General features: G+C 67.0%; 17 protein-coding genes and 1 tRNA gene. 9 read left to right on the top strand and 9 right to left on the bottom strand.

The genetic code is table 11. The annotated features are described in order from the left end of the window. Nucleotides 1-8: 8 nt before the first annotated feature. Complete coding sequence (locus tag GO488_RS09880; protein WP_162317665.1) at nucleotides 9-797, top strand: hypothetical protein; 789 nt, start codon at nucleotides 9-11, stop codon at nucleotides 795-797. Here GO488_RS09880 and larC read toward each other — a convergent pair. Together larC and GO488_RS09870 are read right to left on the bottom strand one after the other, a co-directional pair. Beyond that, a complete protein-coding gene (gene larC, locus GO488_RS09875) occupies nucleotides 794-2,155 on the bottom strand; it encodes a nickel pincer cofactor biosynthesis protein LarC (protein ID WP_162317664.1) in 1,362 nt (453 codons plus the stop codon). The two genes, GO488_RS09880 and larC, sit on opposite strands and share 4 nt — an antisense overlap. Nucleotides 2,156-2,200: 45 nt before the next feature. Next, nucleotides 2,201-2,617, bottom strand: a complete 417-nt coding sequence (locus tag GO488_RS09870) for a universal stress protein (RefSeq protein WP_162317663.1) — start codon at nucleotides 2,615-2,617, stop codon at nucleotides 2,201-2,203. A 229-nt stretch (nucleotides 2,618-2,846) separates the two neighbouring features. On the opposite strand from GO488_RS09870, the gene GO488_RS09865 reads away from it, so the two are divergent. Beyond that, the gene (locus tag GO488_RS09865) at nucleotides 2,847-5,072 is read left to right on the top strand and encodes a CDC48 family AAA ATPase (RefSeq protein WP_162317662.1); all 2,226 of its coding nucleotides are present in this window, start codon (nucleotides 2,847-2,849) and stop codon (nucleotides 5,070-5,072) included. A 404-nt stretch (nucleotides 5,073-5,476) separates the two neighbouring features. Here GO488_RS09865 and GO488_RS09860 read toward each other — a convergent pair whose 3' ends face one another. Beyond that, nucleotides 5,477-6,619, bottom strand: a complete 1,143-nt coding sequence (locus tag GO488_RS09860; RefSeq protein WP_162317661.1) for a CBS domain-containing protein — start codon at nucleotides 6,617-6,619, stop codon at nucleotides 5,477-5,479. 107 nt (nucleotides 6,620-6,726) lie between these two features. Between GO488_RS09860 and GO488_RS09855 the strand changes: the two genes are divergently transcribed. Both GO488_RS09855 and GO488_RS09850 read left to right on the top strand, forming a co-directional pair. Continuing rightward, nucleotides 6,727-7,029, top strand: coding sequence for a lycopene cyclase domain-containing protein (locus tag GO488_RS09855; protein WP_162317660.1), 303 nt, complete (start codon nucleotides 6,727-6,729; stop codon nucleotides 7,027-7,029). A 192-nt stretch (nucleotides 7,030-7,221) separates the two neighbouring features. After that, a complete protein-coding gene (locus GO488_RS09850) occupies nucleotides 7,222-7,713 on the top strand; it encodes an HTH domain-containing protein (RefSeq protein WP_162317659.1) in 492 nt (163 codons plus the stop codon). An 83-nt stretch (nucleotides 7,714-7,796) separates the two neighbouring features. On the opposite strand, the gene GO488_RS09845 is transcribed toward GO488_RS09850, so the two are convergent. From GO488_RS09845 to GO488_RS09835, 3 genes are all read right to left on the bottom strand, one after another. After that, entirely contained in the window at nucleotides 7,797-8,153 is a 357-nt protein-coding gene (locus GO488_RS09845) for a hypothetical protein (protein WP_162317658.1), read from the bottom strand. 249 nt (nucleotides 8,154-8,402) lie between these two features. Beyond that, nucleotides 8,403-9,041 carry a DUF3267 domain-containing protein gene (locus tag GO488_RS09840; protein WP_162317657.1) on the bottom strand — a complete coding sequence of 213 codons (639 nt, stop codon included), beginning with the start codon at nucleotides 9,039-9,041 and terminating at the stop codon, nucleotides 8,403-8,405. 326 nt (nucleotides 9,042-9,367) lie between these two features. Continuing rightward, nucleotides 9,368-9,442: transfer RNA gene (locus tag GO488_RS09835), tRNA-Val, on the bottom strand. A gap of 178 nt (nucleotides 9,443-9,620) precedes the next feature. Between GO488_RS09835 and trpD the strand changes: the two genes are divergently transcribed. From trpD to trpG, 4 genes are read left to right on the top strand one after another with little or no spacing between them, the layout of a single operon-like run. Further along, entirely contained in the window at nucleotides 9,621-10,616 is a 996-nt protein-coding gene (gene trpD, locus GO488_RS09830; protein WP_162317656.1) for an anthranilate phosphoribosyltransferase, read from the top strand. Beyond that, nucleotides 10,613-11,260, top strand: a complete 648-nt coding sequence (locus GO488_RS09825; protein ID WP_162317655.1) for a phosphoribosylanthranilate isomerase — start codon at nucleotides 10,613-10,615, stop codon at nucleotides 11,258-11,260. Before trpD ends, GO488_RS09825 begins: the two co-directional genes overlap by 4 nt. Continuing rightward, nucleotides 11,257-12,888: an anthranilate synthase component I gene (gene trpE, locus GO488_RS09820; protein ID WP_162317654.1), complete on the top strand. Its 1,632-nt coding sequence runs from the start codon at nucleotides 11,257-11,259 to the stop codon at nucleotides 12,886-12,888. Before GO488_RS09825 ends, trpE begins: the two co-directional genes overlap by 4 nt. Continuing rightward, entirely contained in the window at nucleotides 12,885-13,514 is a 630-nt protein-coding gene (trpG, locus tag GO488_RS09815) for an anthranilate synthase component II (RefSeq protein ID WP_162317653.1), read from the top strand. The genes trpE and trpG overlap by 4 nt, the downstream gene beginning before the upstream one ends. 4 nt (nucleotides 13,515-13,518) lie before the next feature. Here trpG and GO488_RS09810 read toward each other — a convergent pair whose 3' ends face one another. Next, on the bottom strand, nucleotides 13,519-13,698 hold the full coding sequence (locus GO488_RS09810) for a DUF8029 family protein (RefSeq protein WP_162317652.1): 180 nt from the start codon (nucleotides 13,696-13,698) through the stop codon (nucleotides 13,519-13,521). A 500-nt stretch (nucleotides 13,699-14,198) separates the two neighbouring features. Between GO488_RS09810 and GO488_RS09805 the strand changes: the two genes are divergently transcribed. Beyond that, complete coding sequence (locus tag GO488_RS09805) at nucleotides 14,199-17,402, top strand: adenosylcobalamin-dependent ribonucleoside-diphosphate reductase (RefSeq protein WP_162317651.1); 3,204 nt, start codon at nucleotides 14,199-14,201, stop codon at nucleotides 17,400-17,402. A 106-nt stretch (nucleotides 17,403-17,508) separates the two neighbouring features. Here GO488_RS09805 and GO488_RS09800 read toward each other — a convergent pair whose 3' ends face one another. Together GO488_RS09800 and GO488_RS09795 are read right to left on the bottom strand one after the other, a co-directional pair. Beyond that, nucleotides 17,509-17,805 (bottom strand): DUF7526 family protein, encoded by a 297-nt coding sequence (locus GO488_RS09800; protein ID WP_162317650.1) that lies wholly within the window; start codon nucleotides 17,803-17,805, stop codon nucleotides 17,509-17,511. 39 nt (nucleotides 17,806-17,844) lie between these two features. Then, nucleotides 17,845-19,362 carry a molybdopterin-dependent oxidoreductase gene (locus GO488_RS09795; RefSeq protein WP_162317649.1) on the bottom strand — a complete coding sequence of 506 codons (1,518 nt, stop codon included), beginning with the start codon at nucleotides 19,360-19,362 and terminating at the stop codon, nucleotides 17,845-17,847. Nucleotides 19,363-19,421: the final 59 nt, after the last annotated feature.

Below are 19,421 nucleotides of genomic sequence, written 5' to 3'. Positions count from 1 at the left end.
ATTCGACCGTGATAGTCGTCGCGACGGCGGATTTCGAGGTGTACCACGGTGTGGTCACGGAGCTGCGGGACCGCGGCGCCGCCTTTACGACTATCGAACCCGGCGACGAGTGGCCCGAGGAGACCGACGTGGCGGTGATCGCGGCGGGCGAGGCCGTCGAGATTCCGGACGGCGTCGACCTCGTGCAGGCCGACCCCGAGCGGCCGCGGCGAGCGGTCGAGGCGGCCATCGCGGCGCTTCGAGGCGAGAGCGGGCGCACCATCGTCGGCATCGACCCCGGCGAGCGCCCCGGCGTCGCCGTCGTGCACGGCGAGATGGTCGTCGCCGCGTTTCAGGTACCGGCCGCCGACGCCGCCGAGGTCGTCCACCGCGAAGTCGAAGACGCCGCCGACCCGGTGGTCCGCATCGGCGATGGCGCGCGACTCGTCGGCTCGCGCCTCGTCGACGACCTCTCCGACGTCCCCGTGGAACTGGTCGACGAGACGGGGACGACGCCGTATCTCGGCAGCGGCGCGCGCGGGATGGGCGACGTGCTGGCCGCCGTCAACATCGCCCGACTGGAGGGCGAGGAGATCACGAGCCGCGACGTCGAGCCGACGGCGGGCGAACTCCAGCGCATCAAGGACCGATCCCGGGAGGTCAGCGACACCAATCGGGCCATCGACGCGGAACTGGCCCGCGACGTCGCCGAGGGCACGTACACCATCGAGGAGGCGCTGGCCGAACACCGCGGCGACGCGGAGAGCGAAGGCAGTGAAGAGAGCGACGGCGGAGACGACGGTGATTCGGCGGACTAATCTCGGACGATGCGCTCGGCCCGGCGGATGACCTCCCGAACCGGGAGACCGGTGGCGTCGGCGACGGCCGCCGCGTCGTCGAACTCGGCGCTCACGTCGTACACCTCGCCGTCTCCGTCGCTCGCTAACTTCACGTCGACCTCGTACTGCTCACCGTCGAGCGCGAGCGCGACCGTCTCGAACGCTCGCTCGGCGACCCAGCGGTGGCCGGCCCCGTGCTCTCTGACCCCGAGGGTCCCGGTCTCCTCGGCGAGTCTGCGGGCGACGCGCTCGGCGTTCTCGGGCTTGCAGATGACCTTCACGAGGTGACCGGGTCGGGACTTCTTCATCGTCGCCGGGATCACCGAGACGTCGCGGGCACCGACGGCCGACAGCGACCGCTGGAGGTCGCCGAGCAGTTCCGGCGAGGCGTCGTCGAGGTTCGTCTCCAAGACGGTGATGTCGTCCCGGCGGAGTCGCCCCTCGCCCTCGCCGACCATCGCGCGGAGGACGTTGGGTCGCCCCTCGAAGGCGCGGCCACCAGCGCCGTAGCCCGACGAATCGAGCGAGAGCGACGGGAGCGACTCGACGCCCTCGGCGACGTGGGCGAGGATCGCCGCGCCGGTCGGCGTCAGCAGTTCCGCGTCGACCGGGCCGCCCCGCAGCGACCAGTCGGCGCGTTCGGCGATCTCGACGACGGCGGGCGTCGGCACGGGATAGGTCCCGTGGCTCATCTCGACCGTGCCGCCGCCGGCCGACAGCGGCGTCGTGACGACCCGTTCGACGTTCAGGTCGTCGAGCAACAGCGCCGCGCCGACGATGTCGGCGATGGCGTCGTCGGCCCCGACCTCGTGGAAGTGCGTCTCGGCCAGTTCGGTGCCGTGGACGGACGCCTCGGCCTCGCCGAGTATCTCGAAGATGGCCAGCGCGTCCGCCTCGACGCCGCCGTCGAGGCCCATCTCCTCGACGATATCGACGACCTCGGCGTAGCTCCGGTTCGGGCCGTGGCCTTCCGCGTGTGTGTGGCCGTCCTCGTCGTGCGAGTGTGTGTGGCCGTCGTCGTGCGAGTGAGAATGGCTCTGGCCGTCGTCGTGCGAGTGAGAATGGCTCTGGCCGGGGTCGTGATCGTGAGTAGGGTCGTCGCCCTCGTCGTGTGAGTGGTCGTGTTCGGCGTGCTGTTCGCGGTCGTCGTCGGTCAGGAGCACATCGACGCGCGTGGCGCTGATGCCGCTCCGGTCCACTTCGGAGGCAGCGTACTCGACGTCGAGCGCCTCCTCGACGGGTGAGAGGACGGCGCGGTCGGCACCGGCGGCGAGCAACGCGCCGAGGAGCATGTCGCCGGCGGCGCCCATCCGGCCGTCGAAGGCGAGCGTTCGCATACTCGGAGCGTCACGCTCGGCGGATAAAAGCCTACTACAACGGGCCTACGCGCGCCGGACGATGTGGACGTCGTAGGCGTCCTCGTCGTCGAGCTCCTCGATGGGCACGACCACGTCCTCGGTGTCGGCGCTGCCCAGAAAGACGACGGACGCGTTGACGTCGCGGGCGACCTTTCGGACGGTCTCGGAGAGTTCGTTCGCGGAGTAGGCGCTAACGTCCTCGTAGCGGAGTTCGGCGTCGTCGGTCGCCTCCTCGATCTTGCGCCGGAGGTCGCTGGCGGCCGTCTCCGCCGCGAAGTCCTCGTGGGGGTCGACCTGTCGACGGCGCTGCGCGTAGTCGGACCCCGTCGGGATGAGACTGACGGCGACGACTTCGTGGTCGAGGGCGGCGGCGTACTCCACCGCGCGCTCGAGCGCGGCCTCGGCGAGCGACGATCCGTCGAAGGGAACGAGAAACACCATATCGGCGCTATCGGAGCCAGCCTTATCAAACGCGGCGATGGCGGCAGACGCCGGTGGGAATCCGAGTGCGGCCGAGCCGGCCGCTAATCGACCAGATACCGCCGCCGTCGCGCGCCGGCTGAAGTGTGGTAGCAGTTAGCATAAAAAGGCGTCGCTGCCGTCTCCTGCCCGCCGGTAGCATAAAGCATATCTCCCGGGCTACCCGAGTTCTCTGTAGCCTCACTCTACTATGAACGAAGTGCAACTGGAAGTGGCGAAGGCGTACCCGAACGACTCGGGACGCGGCATCGCCCGCCTCGACCCCGACACGCTGCTCCATCTCAAGCTCTCGCCCGGCGACATCATCGAGATAGAGGGGAGCGACACGACGGCCGCCAAGGTGTGGCGCGCCGACCGACAGGACTGGAACACGGACACGGTGCGCATCGACGGTTTCACGCGGCAGAACGCCGACGTGGGAATCGGCGAGCGCGTCGAGATACGGAAGGCCGAGGCCGAGAAGGCCGACAAGCTCGTCCTCGCACCGCCCGAGGAGGCGTCGGTGCAGTTCGGCTCCGACGCCGCCGGCATGGTCAAGCGACAGATCCTGAAGCGGCCGGTCGTCGAGCGCGACATCGTCCCCGTGATGTCCTCGACGAACCACCCCTTCATGCGTTCGCCGGGACAGGCCATCCCGCTCATCGCCGTCGAGACCGAGCCCGAGGGCGTCTGTCTCATCACCGAGGACACCGAGGTCGAACTGCGCGAGGAGCCGATCTCGGGCTTCGAGAAGACCGGCGGCGGCATCACCTACGAGGACATCGGCGGTCTCCAGAACGAGATCCAGCGCGTCCGCGAGATGGTCGAGCTGCCGATGAAACACCCCCAGATCTTCAAGAAGCTCGGCATCGAGCCGCCACAGGGGGTTCTGCTCCACGGGCCGCCGGGTACCGGGAAGACCCTGCTCGCTAAAGCGGTCGCCAACGAGACCTCCGCCAGTTTCTTCTCTATCGCCGGGCCGGAGATCATCTCGAAGTACTACGGCGAATCGGAGCAACAGCTGCGCGAGATCTTCGAGGACGCGAGCGAGGAGTCGCCCGCCATCATCTTCATCGACGAGCTCGACTCCATCGCGCCCAAGCGCGAGGACGTCACCGGCGAGGTCGAGCGCCGGGTCGTCGCCCAACTGCTCACGATGATGGACGGCCTCGAATCGCGGGGTCAGGTCATCGTCATCGCCGCCACGAACCGCGTCGACAGCGTCGACCCGGCGCTCCGCCGCCCGGGCCGCTTCGACCGCGAGATCGAGATCGGCGTCCCCGACGAGGTCGGACGCGAGGAGATCCTCCAGATCCACACCCGCGGGATGCCCCTCTCGGACGACGTCAACCTCGCGAAGATGGCAACGGACACCCACGGCTTCGTCGGTGCCGACATCGAGAGCCTGACGAAGGAAGCGGCGATGAAGGCACTGCGCCGGTACCTCCCCGAGATCGACTTAGACGAGGAGGACATCCCGCCGAGCCTCATCGACCGCATGATCATCAAGCGCGAGGACTTCAAGGGCGCGCTCAACGAGGTGAGCCCCAGCGCCATGCGGGAGGTCCTCGTGGAACTGCCGAAGGTGTCCTGGGACAGCGTCGGCGGGTTAGACCCGGCCAAGGAACAGGTCCAGGAGGCCGTCGAGTGGCCGATGAACAGCCCGGAGAAGTTCGAGCGGATGGGCGTCACCCCGCCCTCCGGAGTCCTGCTGTACGGCCCGCCCGGCACCGGGAAGACGCTGATGGCGAAGGCCGTCGCCAACGAGACGGACGCCAACTTCATCTCGGTGCGGGGACCGCAACTGCTCAGCAAGTGGGTCGGGGAGAGCGAGAAGGCCATCCGGCAGACCTTCCGCAAGGCGCGGCAGGTCGCGCCGACGGTCATCTTCTTCGACGAACTCGACTCGCTGGCTCCGGGCCGGGGCGGCGAGATGGGGTCGAACGTCTCCGAGCGCGTCGTCAACCAGCTACTGACCGAACTCGACGGTCTCGAAGAGATGGAGGACGTGATGGTCATCGGCGCGACCAACCGCCCGGACATGATCGACCCGGCCCTCATCCGCTCGGGCCGCTTCGACCGTCTGGTCATGATCGGCGAGCCCGACGTCGAGGGCCGCGAGCAGATCCTGCGGATCCACACGGACGACACGCCGCTGGCTCCCGACGTGAGCCTGCGCGAACTGGCCGAGCGCACCGGCGGATTCGTCGGTTCCGACCTCGAATCCATCGCGCGCGAGGCGGCCATCGAGGCCCTCCGCGAGGACGACGACGCCGAGGAGGTCGACATGCGGCACTTCCGTCAGGCGATGGACAGCGTCCGGCCGACGATCACGGACGACATCCGCGACTACTACGAGCAGATGCAAGAGGAGTTCAAGGGCGGCTCCAGCCCGCAGCGCCAGCCCGGCGGTAGCGGCCGCATCGGCTTCCAGTAAGCTCGCGTCACATTTCGTCGGATTTCTTCGGCCGCCTGCGGACGTCGCTCTCTGCTCCCGTCAGTGACCCTGCCCTTCCCCGTTCGCCAGCGACGACGCCGCTGGCGAGGCCACCGAGACCGCCACCTCTCACATCGGCGTATCGGAGGGGTTTTACGCGGGACCGAGAGAGCTAGCGGTAGACGGCACGGCCAGACGGCTACCTTTCGAACCCGCGTGGTTTCCACGTGCGGTTACCGCTGTCTGGCCTAAACCGTCGCTCTAACTTCCGCGAGCGGCGGCCATCTCTACCGACCACTCGAACAGGGATAGGACCTGACGAGGCGGAGACGACGTGCGGACGTACCGGCCGCTGTCACGGTCGATGTCTCGAAGCCGGAGAAGAGATCGAACTGTGAGCGCCGCTACAGCTCGCCGAGCTTCCGGAGCAACTGGCCGCGGTACTCCTCGTCGGCCTGGACGCCCTTCAGTTCGAGGACGTTGCGTTCGAGCTTGTCCAGCGCGACGTTGAAGGCCGTCTCGGCCCCGTATCCCTCACCGGAACCGGCGGCCTGTCCCTTGTTGGTCCGGAGGCGGATCTGACACTGGATGAGCGGGGTGCCCCGGAGCTTCTCCTTGTGTTCGTGGAAGCGGACGTGGGCGTGTTTCACCTGCATCGCCTGGTACTTGTCGACGACCTCCCCGATGTCGGTGCGGATGGTCTCCCGGGAGATGGTATCGAGGAGTTTGATGTTGGTTATCTGGACGTCCATGTGGTCCTCCTCGGTGTAGGTCAGCGCCCGGAGCACGTCCGTCTTGGTGAGGATACCGATGACGTGGCCGTCGTCGTCCTCGTCGGTCACGACCAGCCCGGCGAAGTCGTTCTCGAGCATCCGGGAGACGGCGTCTTCCACGGAGTCGCCCAGTTTCGCCGTCTCGACGGGGCTGTTCATCACGTCGTAGACCGGCAGGTCCAGCACGCGTTCGATCTCGCCGGAGCGGTCGCCGCGGGTGGCCTTGTTCATGTCGCGGACCACCACGTCGACGATGTCGTGGCGCGTGACCATCCCGGTCAGCGAGTCGGTGTCGTCGAGCACCGGCAGTCGGGAGATGCCGTGCTTCCGGAGCAGATTGACGACCTGTCCGACGTTCGTGTCCTCGGTGACGGTGATGACGTCGTCGGTGTAGATCTGCTCGATAGTCAGCGCGTCGAGGTTCTCGAGTACGGCTTCGAGGATGTCGTCCTCGGTGACGATGCCCCAGAGCTCCTCGCCCTGGAACACCGGCGCGATTTTAGTCCCGCCCTCGACCAGCACCCGTGCGACTTCGCGCACGTCGTCGGTCCGCCCGATCTTCGGTGCCGAACTGGTCATCGCCCCCGCCTTCGCGTCGTCCTCGACGTGGGACTGGACCAACTGCTTCTGCGTGATGACGCCCGCGTACGCACCGTCCTCGGTGACGATGATGCCCTTCGGGTTCTCCCGCTCGAAGATCGAGCGGACCTTCCCGAGGCGCTTGTTGGCGTCGACCTCGACAAACTCTCTGGTGGCGATGTCAGCAATGTCCATCGTGCTTCACGTCCGCAGATTCTACGTGAAGGGTTATCAAGCTTGGTTTAGTTCCCGGGTTTCGGGAGCCGGACCAGACTTTTACATCGCCGGGCCGTCTGTCAGATATGCTTCCTAACATCGGCGTGTTCGGTCGCTTCACCTACTTCGTGACCGAGGTGGTGTTCGGGTCCGCCGCGCTGGGGTTGCTGTGGCGGGCCGACGCGCTTCGCTCCGCCGCTCGGACCATCGCCGTCCTCTACCCCGTCGCGTACGCGTGGGACTGGTACACGCTGAAAGTCGGCGTCTTCGACATCAAGCTTCGTACCGGCGTCGACGTGCTGGGAATCCCCATCGAGGAGCACATCTTCATGGTGGTGGTCCCCGCGTTCGTGCTGGGGATCCACGAGACTCTGCGAAACCGTGACTGAGTGAACCTGTTACACGGCCGATACTGCATTTACCGAGTGTTAATCGTACGTACTACGGTCACAACGCTGGTAATCGAATTCGAAGAAATCGCCCGACAGCGAGCGGTTAATAGGAATATATATCGTCCAGAGATGTGCATACACTACCCACGGAACCTATATGTAGGCGCGACTGTATGATTCTCATCAGACATGACCGAGGACACTCCCGCGCCCCGAATCGAACTGTACGTCCGGTCGCTCCTCCCCGACGGTGCCCACGAACGGCAGGAGGCCGTCATCGACCAACTCGACCGCCTCGAACGCGAGGACGAGATCGCCGGCTACAACGTCGTCGTCTGGGGCAAGCAGGTCGCCGCCGAGTCCGCCGCGGCCAACACCGAGGAGGGGAAGTACATCCTCAACCGCGTCGCCGAGTTCAAGCAGTGGGCGCTCTCGAACAACGTCTCACTGGAGTCGTTCTACCAGAACAGCGAGACCGACTCCGAAGTCACCGACGACGCCTACGACACGATGGTCCTGCCGGTCATGGGTCTCGCCGAATACCACGAGGGCGAACTCGCCCACGTCGCCCCGTGTACGAAAGGCGACGTCGTCCACACTATCGTGGACCGACTGGAGCGACTGGAAGAAGGCGAACCGTCCGCGCTCGAACAGACCGCGACGGACGTCAGTATCGTCTGAGAGAGACTGTCGTCGGTCGTTTCGACAGTTCGCCGACGTCGGTCGGAGAGAAACGGAGCACAGCGACGACGGCCGCAACCGGCCTACGCGTCCGCTCTGAGCGACTCGGCGTACGAGCCGACGCCTTCTGCGTCTTCGAGTGCGTCTAACACGGTATCGACGTCGACGGCCAGTTCGTACGCCGGTCGTCCCTTCCCGGTCGCCGACTCGGTGCGGTCCTTCGCGAGGACGTCTTCGTCCGCTAGCGTCCGCAGCGCCGAGATGACCTCCTGTCGTTCGACGCCGCCGAACGGTTCCCGATCCACGTCGTCGAGACGGTCGCGCGCCGTCTCCGCGACGTCGTAGGAGTGGGCTGGCGTCTTCCCTTTCACCGACAGTTCTACCACCGACAGTAAGACGAACTGTTCGAACGGCCGCGCCGACTGCAGAGTCTCCTCCATAGGTCCGGGTCGGACGGCCACAGTAAGAAATTTCTGGAACCGGTCGTCTCCGGGACTGCTCTCGGCCGGTCGCTCCGCCGAGCGGGATGCCGGCTCACGAGACTAGTGCTGAACCGCGACGGACGAACGGAGACGCGCTTCCCGAAAGCGCGGTTCTATTCCGACAGCCACCGCGGTCCGTGATACCGGCAGTGTGCAGCGGTCCGGGCGGGCGGAACCCCGTCTCGTAGTCAGCGGGCCGACCGACGCTTAGCTCTCGGGATAGTATATGTAGCTGTGACGGATGTCGCTATCGTACAGTAGCGACCCCGCGGGCAGCCGGAGCAACCGGGTAACGAGGTAGACGTCACCGGCCGCACCGGCGGTATTGAACACCAGCGCGATGCACGCGGCGACCGCGACGACCGGCTGGGGGACGAACAGCAGCGGGCAGAAGATCAGCGTGAGGACGACGAGCGGCGCGATGCCGACGACGATATTGTGATTCCGAGCCTGGTACTGATGGAAGGCCGCGGCGTAGAAGGCACCGAGCTGCGGGGCGACGCCGTACGAGACCGTGTAGTCGAAGTACCGATAGACGAGTCCGTGGACAAGTTCGTGGAGGATAGTTACGAGTCCGACAGCGCCGACCGACGCGAGTAACACCGCCCCCGAGGAGACCGTGAGCGAGATACTGGTGGCAGTCTCTTCGAACGCGAACACTGCTTCGAGGGCGCTCCCCTGGGCGTACCAGAGCAGGCTCCCGAACAGCAGGGCCGAGACCGGCACGATTACGAGTACCAGGCCGAGGAGAACCACGAACGGATAGCGGAACGATCGGGGCTCCTGATAGCCGTCGGGCGTCGCTGGCCGGAGGGTATCGGCGGGGTCGAACTCACTTGAGGGCATTGGATCCCGTTCGGTGTGGGGACGGGTTAATTATCCGCCCGTGAGTTTCGTGACGGACGAGCGCCACCATCCGTCTTTCGAACAACGTGCGCTTTCCGGAACCCGACTCGCCTGCGCGCTTCATACGCTCGAGGCTCGGTGGCCGCCGCAAAATAGCGGGCTCGGGGGTCCTACGCGAACGCAGGACCGGGAATGGGAATCGCTTCCGGCAGAGTTGAACCGCAGATAGACGATCACCTCGCTTCGCTCGGTGCTGCGACTATCAAGATTTAAACCGCCCTCACGAACAGATTTGCGACTCGCGGTTTCGCTCGTCGCAAAATTAGTGGGTTCGGGCGGATTTGAACCGCCGGCCTCCTCCATGTCAAGGAGGTGTCATAACCGACCTAGACCACGAACCCTCGCTGCCTCGTGCAACTCATCCTTGCCGGGGGGTATAATTGAAGGTTTCGAATTCGTGACCGTGCGGCGTCTGTTGATTCGCCGCACGGGCGTGCGTCTGGTAGCGGTCCCCCGACAGGCTTAAGTCATTGTACGAAGTTGTACATCACAACACGAAATAGACCATTGGTGGATACAATGAAGGAGTACATCGAGCGCGTTACCGACGGCGAGGACTTGACACAGGCGGAGGCACGCGAGGTCGCGACGCGGGTCTTCGAGGGCGCGACGGACGCCCAGATCGGGGCGTTGCTGACCGCGCTCCGGGCGAAAGGCGAGACCGAGGGCGAAGTCGCCGGGTTCGCCCAGGGGATGCGCGACGCCGCCCGGACCATCGAGCCCGACCGGGAGGGGCTCGTCGACACCTGCGGGACCGGCGGCGACGACTACGACACGATCAACGTCTCGACGACGAGCGCCATCGTCGCCGCGGGCGCGGGCGTCCCCATCGCCAAGCACGGCAACTACTCGGTGTCCTCTCCGTCGGGCAGCGCCGACGTACTGGAAGTCGTCGGCGTCGACGTCGAGGCGGAACCGAGAGACGTCGAGCAGACCATCGAGGAGAAGGACATCGGCTTCATGCTCGCGCCGGTTTTCCACCCGGCGATGAAGGCCGTCATCGGCCCGCGACAGGAACTCGGGATCCGGACCATCTTCAACATTCTCGGGCCGCTGACGAACCCCGCGGGAGCCGAAGCGCAGGTGCTGGGCGTCTACGACCCCGACCTCGTCCCGATCATGGCCGAGGCGCTGGCCCGCCTCGACGTCGAGCGCGCGCTGGTCGTCCACGGCGACGGCTTAGACGAGATCGGCATCCACGGCAGGACGACCATCGCCGAGGTCGACGGCGACTCGATCTCCGAGTACAGCATCACGCCGGAGGACATCGGACTCGAGACCCGCGACATCGGGCGTATCTCCGGCGGGTCCCCCGAGGAGAACGCGGCGGACCTGCGAGGCATCGTCGAGGGCGACGTGACGGGAGCGAAACGCGAGATCATCCTCGCCAACGCCGGCGCGGCCATCTACGTCGCCGGCGTCGCGGAGACCCACACCGAGGGCGTCGACCTCGCCAGAGAGGCCATCGACTCGGGCGACGCCGCCGCGAAGCTCTCGGACCTGATCGGGGCATGACGCGAGCGAAAATTTGTGGCGTAACGACTCCGGAAGACCGCGACGCCGTCGTCGCGGCGGGGGCCGACGCGGTCGGCGTCATCCACGGCGTTCCCGTCGAAACACCCCGAGAGATCGACGCGGACACCGCCGCGGCCCTCGTCGACGGAGTTCCGCCCTTCGTGACGAGCGTCCTGGTGACGATGCCGACGGCGGTCGAGGAGGCCGTCGACCGCATCGACGCGGTCTCGCCGGACGTCGTGCAGGTCCACGGCGGTCTCGCGCCGGCGGAAGTCGGCGCGCTCGCCGAGCGCGTCACCCAGCGAGTCGTCGCCGCCGTCGACCCCGAGTCCGACGACCTCGCCGACTACGCCGCTCACGCCGACGCGTTGCTGGTCGATTCGGTCGACGCCGACGGGGCCGGCGGCACCGGCGAGACCCACGACTGGGAGCGGACGCGCGAGCTCGTGGCCTCGCTCGACGTGCCCGTGATCCTCGCGGGCGGGCTCACCCCCGAGAACGTCGCCGAGGCCGTCGGGACGGTGCGGCCGTTCGCCGTCGACGTGGCGAGCGGCGTGGAGAGCGGCGGCGGGGCGAAAGACCACGACGCCGTCGAGCGCTTCGTCGCGAACGCGACCGCTCCCGACGCGGAGGTCCCGGCGTGAGCCTCGACGTCTCCCGCGAGCGGTTCGTCGAACGCGCGGAGACCGACCGACCGGTCGTCGTCCGGGCGGCGGCCCAACTCGACGCGGATATCGAACCGCTCTCGGCGTACGCGGCGCTCGCGGGGCGGACCAGCGACATCGACGCGAGCGACTACACGTTCCTGCTGGAGAGCGCCGAGAAGGTCGCCTCCAGCGACCCCGACGGCGCGTTCGCCCCGGAGACCGACGACCGCCACGCCCGTTTTTCCTTCGTGGGCTACGACCCTCGGGCGGTCGTGACGGTGACCGGCGAGGAGAGCGACGTCGAGGTGTTCGACGACCGCTACGCCGGCCTCGTGACGACCAACGGCGGCGACGTCATCGACGACCTCCGGTCGGTCATGCCCGACGCCGAACTGCGCGGGTTCCCCGAGATGGATCGACAGCACCTGGAGGGCGGCCTCGTCGGCTTTCTCTCCTACGACGCCGTCTACGACCTCTGGTTGGACGAGGTGGGCCTCGACCGGCCCGACTCTCGGTTCCCGGACGCCCAGTTCGTCCTGACGACGGCGACGCTCCGGTTCGACCACGTCGAGGAGCGCGTCGACCTCGTCTTCACGCCGGTCCTCAGAGCCGACGAGGACGCGGGCGAGCGCTACGACGAACTCCTTGCCGAGGTCGAACGGGTCGAAGATGCCCTCGCGGACGCCGAGCCGCTCTCGACCGGCGGGTTCACCCGCGAGGCGGAGGTGGCCGGCCCGCAGGACGAGTACGAGGAGGCCGTCTCCCGCGCCAAGGAGTACGTCCTCTCGGGGGACATCTATCAGGGGGTCATCTCCCGCACTCGGGAACTGTACGGCGACATCGATCCGCTCGGACTGTACGAGGCGCTCCGGGCGGTCAACCCCTCGCCGTACATGTATCTGCTCGGCTACGACGACCTGAGCGTCGTCGGCGCGAGCCCGGAGACGCTGGTGTCTGTCGCGGGCGACCGCGTGGTCTCGAACCCCATCGCGGGCACCTGCCCGCGCGGGAACAGCCCCGTCGAGGACCGCCGACTGGCCGGCGAGATGCTCGCCGACGGGAAGGAGCGGGCCGAACACACGATGCTCGTCGACCTAGCGCGCAACGACGTGCGCCGGGTCGCCGAGGCCGGCTCGGTCCGTGTCGAGGAGTTCATGAACGTCCTCAAATACAGCCACGTCCAGCACATCGAGTCGACGGTGACGGGCACGCTCGCCGCGGACGCAGACGCCTTCGACGCCGCCAGAGCGACGTTCCCCGCGGGCACGCTCTCGGGCGCGCCGAAGATCCGCGCCATGGAGATAATCGACGAGCTCGAACGCTCGCCGCGGGGCCCCTACGGCGGCGGCGTCGGCTACTTCGACTGGGGCGGCGACACCGACTTCGCTATCGTCATCCGGTCCGCGACCGTCGAGCACGGCGTCTCGCTGCCCGACGCGGACGTGGGAGCCGACCCGACGCGCGACCGCGTCACGGTGCAAGCCGGGGCGGGCATCGTCGCCGACTCCGATCCCGAGAGCGAGTACGTCGAGACCGAACAGAAGATGGACGGCGTGCTGGCGGCCGTCGAACGCATCGAGCGCGAGCGGCCGCCGGCCGAGACCGGCGCGGAGGTGCGCGAATGAGCGCGCAAGACGCGCGGGAGCCGGCGGCGGACGAGTCGCTTTCGCAGACTCGCGTCCTCTTCATCGACAACTTCGACTCGTTCACGTACAACCTCGTCGAGTACGTCTCCGAGCACGCGACGACCGACGTGGTCCGGAACACGGCGACGCTCTCCGACGTGCGGGCGTTCGACCCCGATGCCATCGTGCTCTCGCCGGGGCCGGGTCATCCCGAGAACGACCGCGACGTGGGCGTGACGATGGACGTCCTCCGGGAGGTCAGTCCCGAGGTGCCGACGCTCGGTGTCTGTCTCGGCCTGGAGGCGGCGGTGTACGCTTACGGCGGCACCGTCGGCCGCGCTCCCGACCCCGTTCACGGGAAGGCGTTCCCCATCGACCACGACGGCGAGGGCGTCTTCGCCGGGCTCGAACAGGGCTTTCAGGGTGGACGGTACCACTCGCTCGTGGCGACCGAAGTACCGGACGAATTCGCGGTGACGGCGACGACCACCACCGAGGACGGCACCGAGTTGACCATGGGCGTCCGTCACCGCGAGTATCCGATCGAAGCGGTGCAGTTCCACCCGGAGTCGGTGCTGACCGCGGTGGGTCACGACGTCGTCAGAAACTTCCTCTCGGGAATCTAGCGGCTCAGAAGCCGAGGATTCCGATCACCCACAGCACAGTCACGGCGACGATGGCGAGGATGACCAGTTTCCAGGCGACTTTCATCACGAAGCGGCCGACGAGAAGTACCAGCGCGACGAGGACTAACCCGACCAGCAACGAGGGGGGCGAGCCGAGCGATCCGAACTGCAACAGGGGGAGCATACCGACAGAGACGCGAGACTGCCACATATAGTTCATGGAAGGTAAGTGGTCACTGACTCGCCGCGGGCCGCAGTCCCCGATTCCCGGCGACTGATCGCGGGGCGGTACCGCGTCGAACGCGAACCTCTCGGTTTGCGTTCAGTCGGGGCAGGGGCGCAACTCCGACTCGAACCCCCGCTCGTTTCCACTGGATTCTCGCACGTCATCTGGCGATTCTGAGGGGGAGTATTTTACTTTCACCGCGGTCTACACACGCTTAAGGAGTGACCAACGTTGCTAGTGGTCGTACGCGACTGTGGTCGTCGTGTGAACGAAATTGCAGGAACTGCCACCGTAGTTACTACTCTACGACAGGTAGGAATTCGCACATGAGATTCAGAAAGCAAGGGTTATAGGACATCCATGAATACCTATTCGCCGCCAGAAATGACAGGAATTCGGCCAACCGTCGAGAGGGGTATCGACCGGCAGACGGACGCTGCCGGGAGGAGGAGCGACGAATGAGCGACGCGGGCCATTCCGCCGACGAACTCACGCTTCCGATCAAGCGAACGGACGGAGACACCTTGGAGGAACGACTGACGAGTAACGCCTATCACAACATTCTCCCCGCCCGATATCTGCGGAAGGACGCCGACGGCGAGCTCGTCGAGGAGCCCGAGGACCTCTTCGAACGAGTCGCACAGAACATCGCGCTCGCCGAGGCCGTCTTCGAGGCCGAGAAGCGCGGCGTCGACGTCACCGTCACGCCCGACCAGCTCAAACCCGACCACCCGCGCCGGGACGAACTCGCCGCCGAAGTGTTCGGGAAGGGCACCACCGCAGAGGACTGGGAGGCCGACGACGAGGAGGCCTCCGAACATGCGAGCGGTGAAACCGCGAGCAGCGCCGAGACGACGCTCTCGGTGTACAACGTCAACAAGTTCGCCTACGAGACGGTGGTTCCGGAACTGCCCGACGAGGTACGCGACCACGTCCAGGAGACCGCCGACGCGTTCCAGGAACAGATGGAGCAGCTCTCGTTCATGCCGAACTCGCCGACGCTGATGAACGCCGGCGACGAACTCCAGCAGCTCTCTGCGTGTTTCGTCGACTCGCCCGAGGACGACATCGACGACATCCACCAGACCGCGAAGGAGGCCGCGCAGGTCTTCCAGTCCGGCGGCGGCATGGGCTACGCGTTCTGGCGGCTCCGGCCCTACGGCGACCCCGTCGGCTCGACCGGCGGCATCGCCTCCGGACCGATCACGTTCATGCGGACCTACGACCAGATGTGCGAGACCATCGCGCAGGGCGGTGCCCGCCGCGGCGCGCAGATGGGCGTCATGCGCGTCTCGCATCCGGACGTCATCCAGTTCATCCACTCGAAGAACAAGGACGTCTCGCTGGCCGAGACGCTCCGCCTGAACGACCCGGACGACTTCACGCACAACTCCTTCGCCGACGCGCTCGAAGAGGCCCGCGGCCTCATCGACGACGAGGGCAAGGTTCCGAAGCACCTCCGCAACGCCGTCGAGGGACATCTCTCTAACTTCAACATCTCCGTCGGCGTCACCGACGGCTTCATGGACGCCCTCCAGAACGGCGAGGAGTTCACCTTCACCAACCCGCGGACCGGCGAGGACCACGTCGCCACCGCCGAGACGGAGGAACTGTACGAGATGTTCGACCTCGGCGAGTACGTCGAGGCCGGCGAAGTGCTCTCGATCCCCGCCGAGAAGCTCTGGGAACGCATCGTCGAGGGCGCTCACGAGAACGGCGAACCGGGCGTCATCTACCTCGAACGCGTCAACAAGGAGCACTCCTTCGACGTCGAGGAACACCCCGACCACCGCATCCTCGCGACGAACCCCTGCGGCGAGCAGCCCTTGGAGGAGTACGAGGCCTGCAACCTCGGACACATCAACCTCTCGACGCTCGCGGCGCGGGACGCCCCGGACTGGCGCGTCTGGGCCGGCGAGCACGCCGACGAGTACGACTCCGACGCCGAGGCCGTCGCGGCGTTCCTGGACGAGGCGATGGACTGGGAGGAGTTCGACCGACGCATCGAACTCGGCACCCGCTTCCTCGAGAACGTCGTGACGATGTCGGACTTCCCGGTCGAGAAGATCGAGCAGAAGGTCCGGGAGATGCGCAAGATCGGTCTCGGTATCATGGGCCTCGCGCAGCTGTACATCCAGCTGGGCGTCGAGTACGGCTCCGACGAGGCCAACGAGGTCGCCCGCCAGCTGATGCGGCACATCAACCACGGCTCGAAGCGGGCGTCGCGCGACCTCGCCGAAGACCGCGGCACCTTCGAGGAGTGGGACAACTCGAAGTACGCGAACCCCACGGAGTACCGCGAGTGGTTCGAGAAGCAGACCGGCGAGGACGCAGACGACTGGGAAGACGGCTTCCCCATCCGCAACCACAACACGACGACCATCGCGCCGACCGGCACCACGTCGATGATCGGCAACACCACCGGCGGCTGTGAGCCCATCTACAACGTCGCCTACTACAAGAACGTCTCCGACGACGTCCAGGGCGACGAGATGCTCGTCGAGTTCGACGACTACTTCCTGCGCGCCCTGGAGGAGAACGGCGTCGACGTCGAGGCCGTCAAGGAAGAGGCCCAGGAGCAGATGGCAAACAACGAGTTCGACGGCGTCACCGGACTCACGACCGTTCCGGACGCCATCGGCGAACTGTTCGTCACGACCGGTGACCTCTCCGCGCAGGCCCACGCTGGCGTGCAGGTCGCCTGTCAGGAGGGCGTCGACTCCGCCATCTCGAAGACGGTCAACGCGCCCAACGACTCGACCGTCGAGGACGCCGCCGAGGTGTTCGAGTACATCTACGACCACGGCGGCAAGGGCGTCACCTACTACCGCGACGGCACCCGCTCGAAGCAGGTGCTGACGACCCGCGCGCAGAACGCCGAGTTCGCCGACATGGACACGGAGGAGATCGTCGCCCAGATCGAGGAGATGTTCGGCGGCGTCGAGGGCTTCCTCGAAGACGAGGCCGTGCAGGCGGCGCTCGACGAGTCCGTCGAGGAGATGCTCTCCGTGGCGGACGGCGAGCAGTCCGACTTCGCCCGCAAGCAGAGTCGCCCGGACGTCCTCCACGGCGTCACCCAGCGCATCGACACCGGCTACGGGAAGCTCTACGTCAACATCAACGAGGACCCGGAGGCCAAGCGGCCCTTCGAGCTGTTCGCCAACATCGGCAACTCGGGCGGCTTCACCGCCTCCTTCACCGAGGCGCTCGCGAAGACCATCTCGACGGCGCTCCGCTCGGGCGTGGACCCCGAGGAGATCGCCGACGAACTGCAGGGCATCCGGTCGCCGAAGGTCGCCTGGGACAAGGGCGAGCAGATCCAGTCCATCCCCGACGCCATCGGTACGGCCCTGCGTCGCTACCTCGACGGCGAGGTGGACAAGGCCTACCCGCAGCAGGTCACCTTAGAGGAGACGGCCGAGGACGAGGAGGAACTCGACGGCCAGTCCGCCTCGACCCAGACTGACGGCGGTCCGGCGTCCGCCGGCGGTGCGGCGGCCGCTCCGGGACCGAACGCCGACGCCGGCACCGAGACGGCCGGCGACCAGCAGGAACTCATCGACGCCGGCGAGAGCCCGGAGTGTCCCGACTGCGGGTCGCTCTCGCTGTACTACTCGGAGGGCTGTAAGACCTGCGAGTCCTGTGGCTGGTCCGAGTGCTGAACTGACCGACTGACCGATCGACTGACGACCGACGACCGATTTCCGCGGCCAGACGAGCGTGTGACACCGGAGCCGACTTCGCCGCGTGCAGTGCCGGTTCGCCTTTCTATTCGGATTCGAACTCGAGTACGTCGTAGACGCCAGCGATATTCGTCTCTCGAACGCTCGCGGTGACTTCTTCGCCCTCCTCGGCGGCGACGTCGGCCACGAGCGTCACCGGTTCGATCGCCTCTCGCCGGAGGAAGGCGGCGATTCGTTCGAGCCACGACGGGCGGCCGCCCTTGCGACAGACGAGGACGTACCGGGAGTCGGCCAGCGACGCCAGTTCGGGGTCGAGGTCGTAGTCGTCGAGTTCGTCGGGCGGGACGACGTGGATGACCTCGCCCGCGATCGTCTCGGTCATATCGGCGTCTCGGGGCACAGCGGGATGTGTCTTGCCAGTCTACGAGAACTCCTTCGAGACCCACCCGGAGGGGCCGGTCGGCTTCGGTCCGGTCTCTTCGTCGGTCTGGACGGTTCCGTCCTCGGTGACCATCCGGACGACGGCGGTGTGAGCGCCCGACGGCGGGTCGTACGTGTAGACCCACTGCCGCCACGCGTCCTCGGCATTCCCGTCGACGTCGACGGAGGGCAGCGGTTCGGAGAGCGAGGCGTCGGTCCACGACTCGCCGCCGTCGGTGGAGACCTCGACGCGGGAGACGCCGCGCAGTCCGGCGTAGGCGTGGCCGGCGAGGCGACGGCGACCGTCGTCGAGGACTTCGCTGTGGTGGAGTTTGGCGATGGGCTTGACCGGCCCGGTGCCCTCCCAGCCCCGGCGTTCCCAGTAGCCGTCGGCTTTCTTATCGAGCACCTCGATCTCGGTGACCCACTTCGTGTTGACCTCCCCCCAGTGGCCCGGGACGAGCGCGCGAACCGGGTAGCCGTGACCGCGCGGGAGGAGCTTACCGTTCATCCCGTAGACCAGCAGGCCGCGGCGCAGCGCCTCGATGGGGAACTCCACGAAGTAACCGTCCTCGGCGTGTAACATCACGCACTCACAGCCGCTCTGGACGCCGGCTTCGTCGAGCAGACGACCGAGGGGCACGCCGGTCCACAGCGCGGTGTCCATCTTCTTGCCGTTGAGGGAATCTCCGACACAGCGCAGCGTCGAGAACTGGTTTCGCGAGTCCATCGAGAGCAGTTCGTCGTAGTCGACCGTCGTCTCCTCCTCGACGGCCCCCGTGACCGAGAGCGACCAGTCGTCGGCGTCGAGGTCGGGGTCGATGGAGTTGATGTCCACCTGATAGAACGTCTCGCTGACCAGCGAATCGAGGCCGTCGACGTCCAGCGAGCGGGCCTCGGCGAGGGCGAGCTTGGTCTCGATGTCCTCGCGGGCCGAGTCGGAGACGGGGAGCGACGGCGCGTCGGCGGCCGTCGCCGCGGGCGTCCGACGCGTTCCCACTGAGTACCCGAGGACGCTCGCGCCGAGGGCGACGCCGACCGTCGAGAGGACGCGCCGGCGCTTCGAGGAGATCGGCGTCCCGTCGCCGTATGCGTCGACCGTCTGTGCGAGGGCGACGACGGCGGCCGCGGCGAGCGCCGGTCCCGCGGCGAGGACGAGTTCGCCCGTGAGCGCGGCGGCGAGCCCCCACGTCAGCACCGCCGTCCCCACGCCGGGGAGCAGCCGATTGTTTGCCGCGTCGCCGGCGACGATGGCCGCCCATGCCGCGAGCGCGACGACCGCTCCGGTGAGCGAGAGGGCGGTCAGGAGGTTGAGTTGCTGGCCGACGCTCCCGAGTTCGGTGATGGCGAGCGAGACGACTTCGCCCGGCATGGTCCGAGCGAGCGTCCGCTCGACCGGCGAGGCGAGAAACGCCGGCGTGTACCCGGTGAGCGCGTACGAGGCGGCGAGTCCGGCGACCGCCGCGACGAGAGAGACGAGCGCCCGGCCTCCGCGCGTGTCGAGGATGTCGTCGGCCATAGTCGGAGGGACGGACTACCCACGCAAAGGCGTTGTTCCAATTTCGCCCCCAAAGAGGG

Source organism: Haloarcula limicola (assembly GCF_010119205.1).
GTDB classification, from domain to species: Archaea; Halobacteriota; Halobacteria; order Halobacteriales; family Haloarculaceae; genus Haloarcula; species Haloarcula limicola.
Note: the sequence above shows the minus strand (reverse complement) of the source record. Positions and strands in the feature narration are given on the sequence as shown.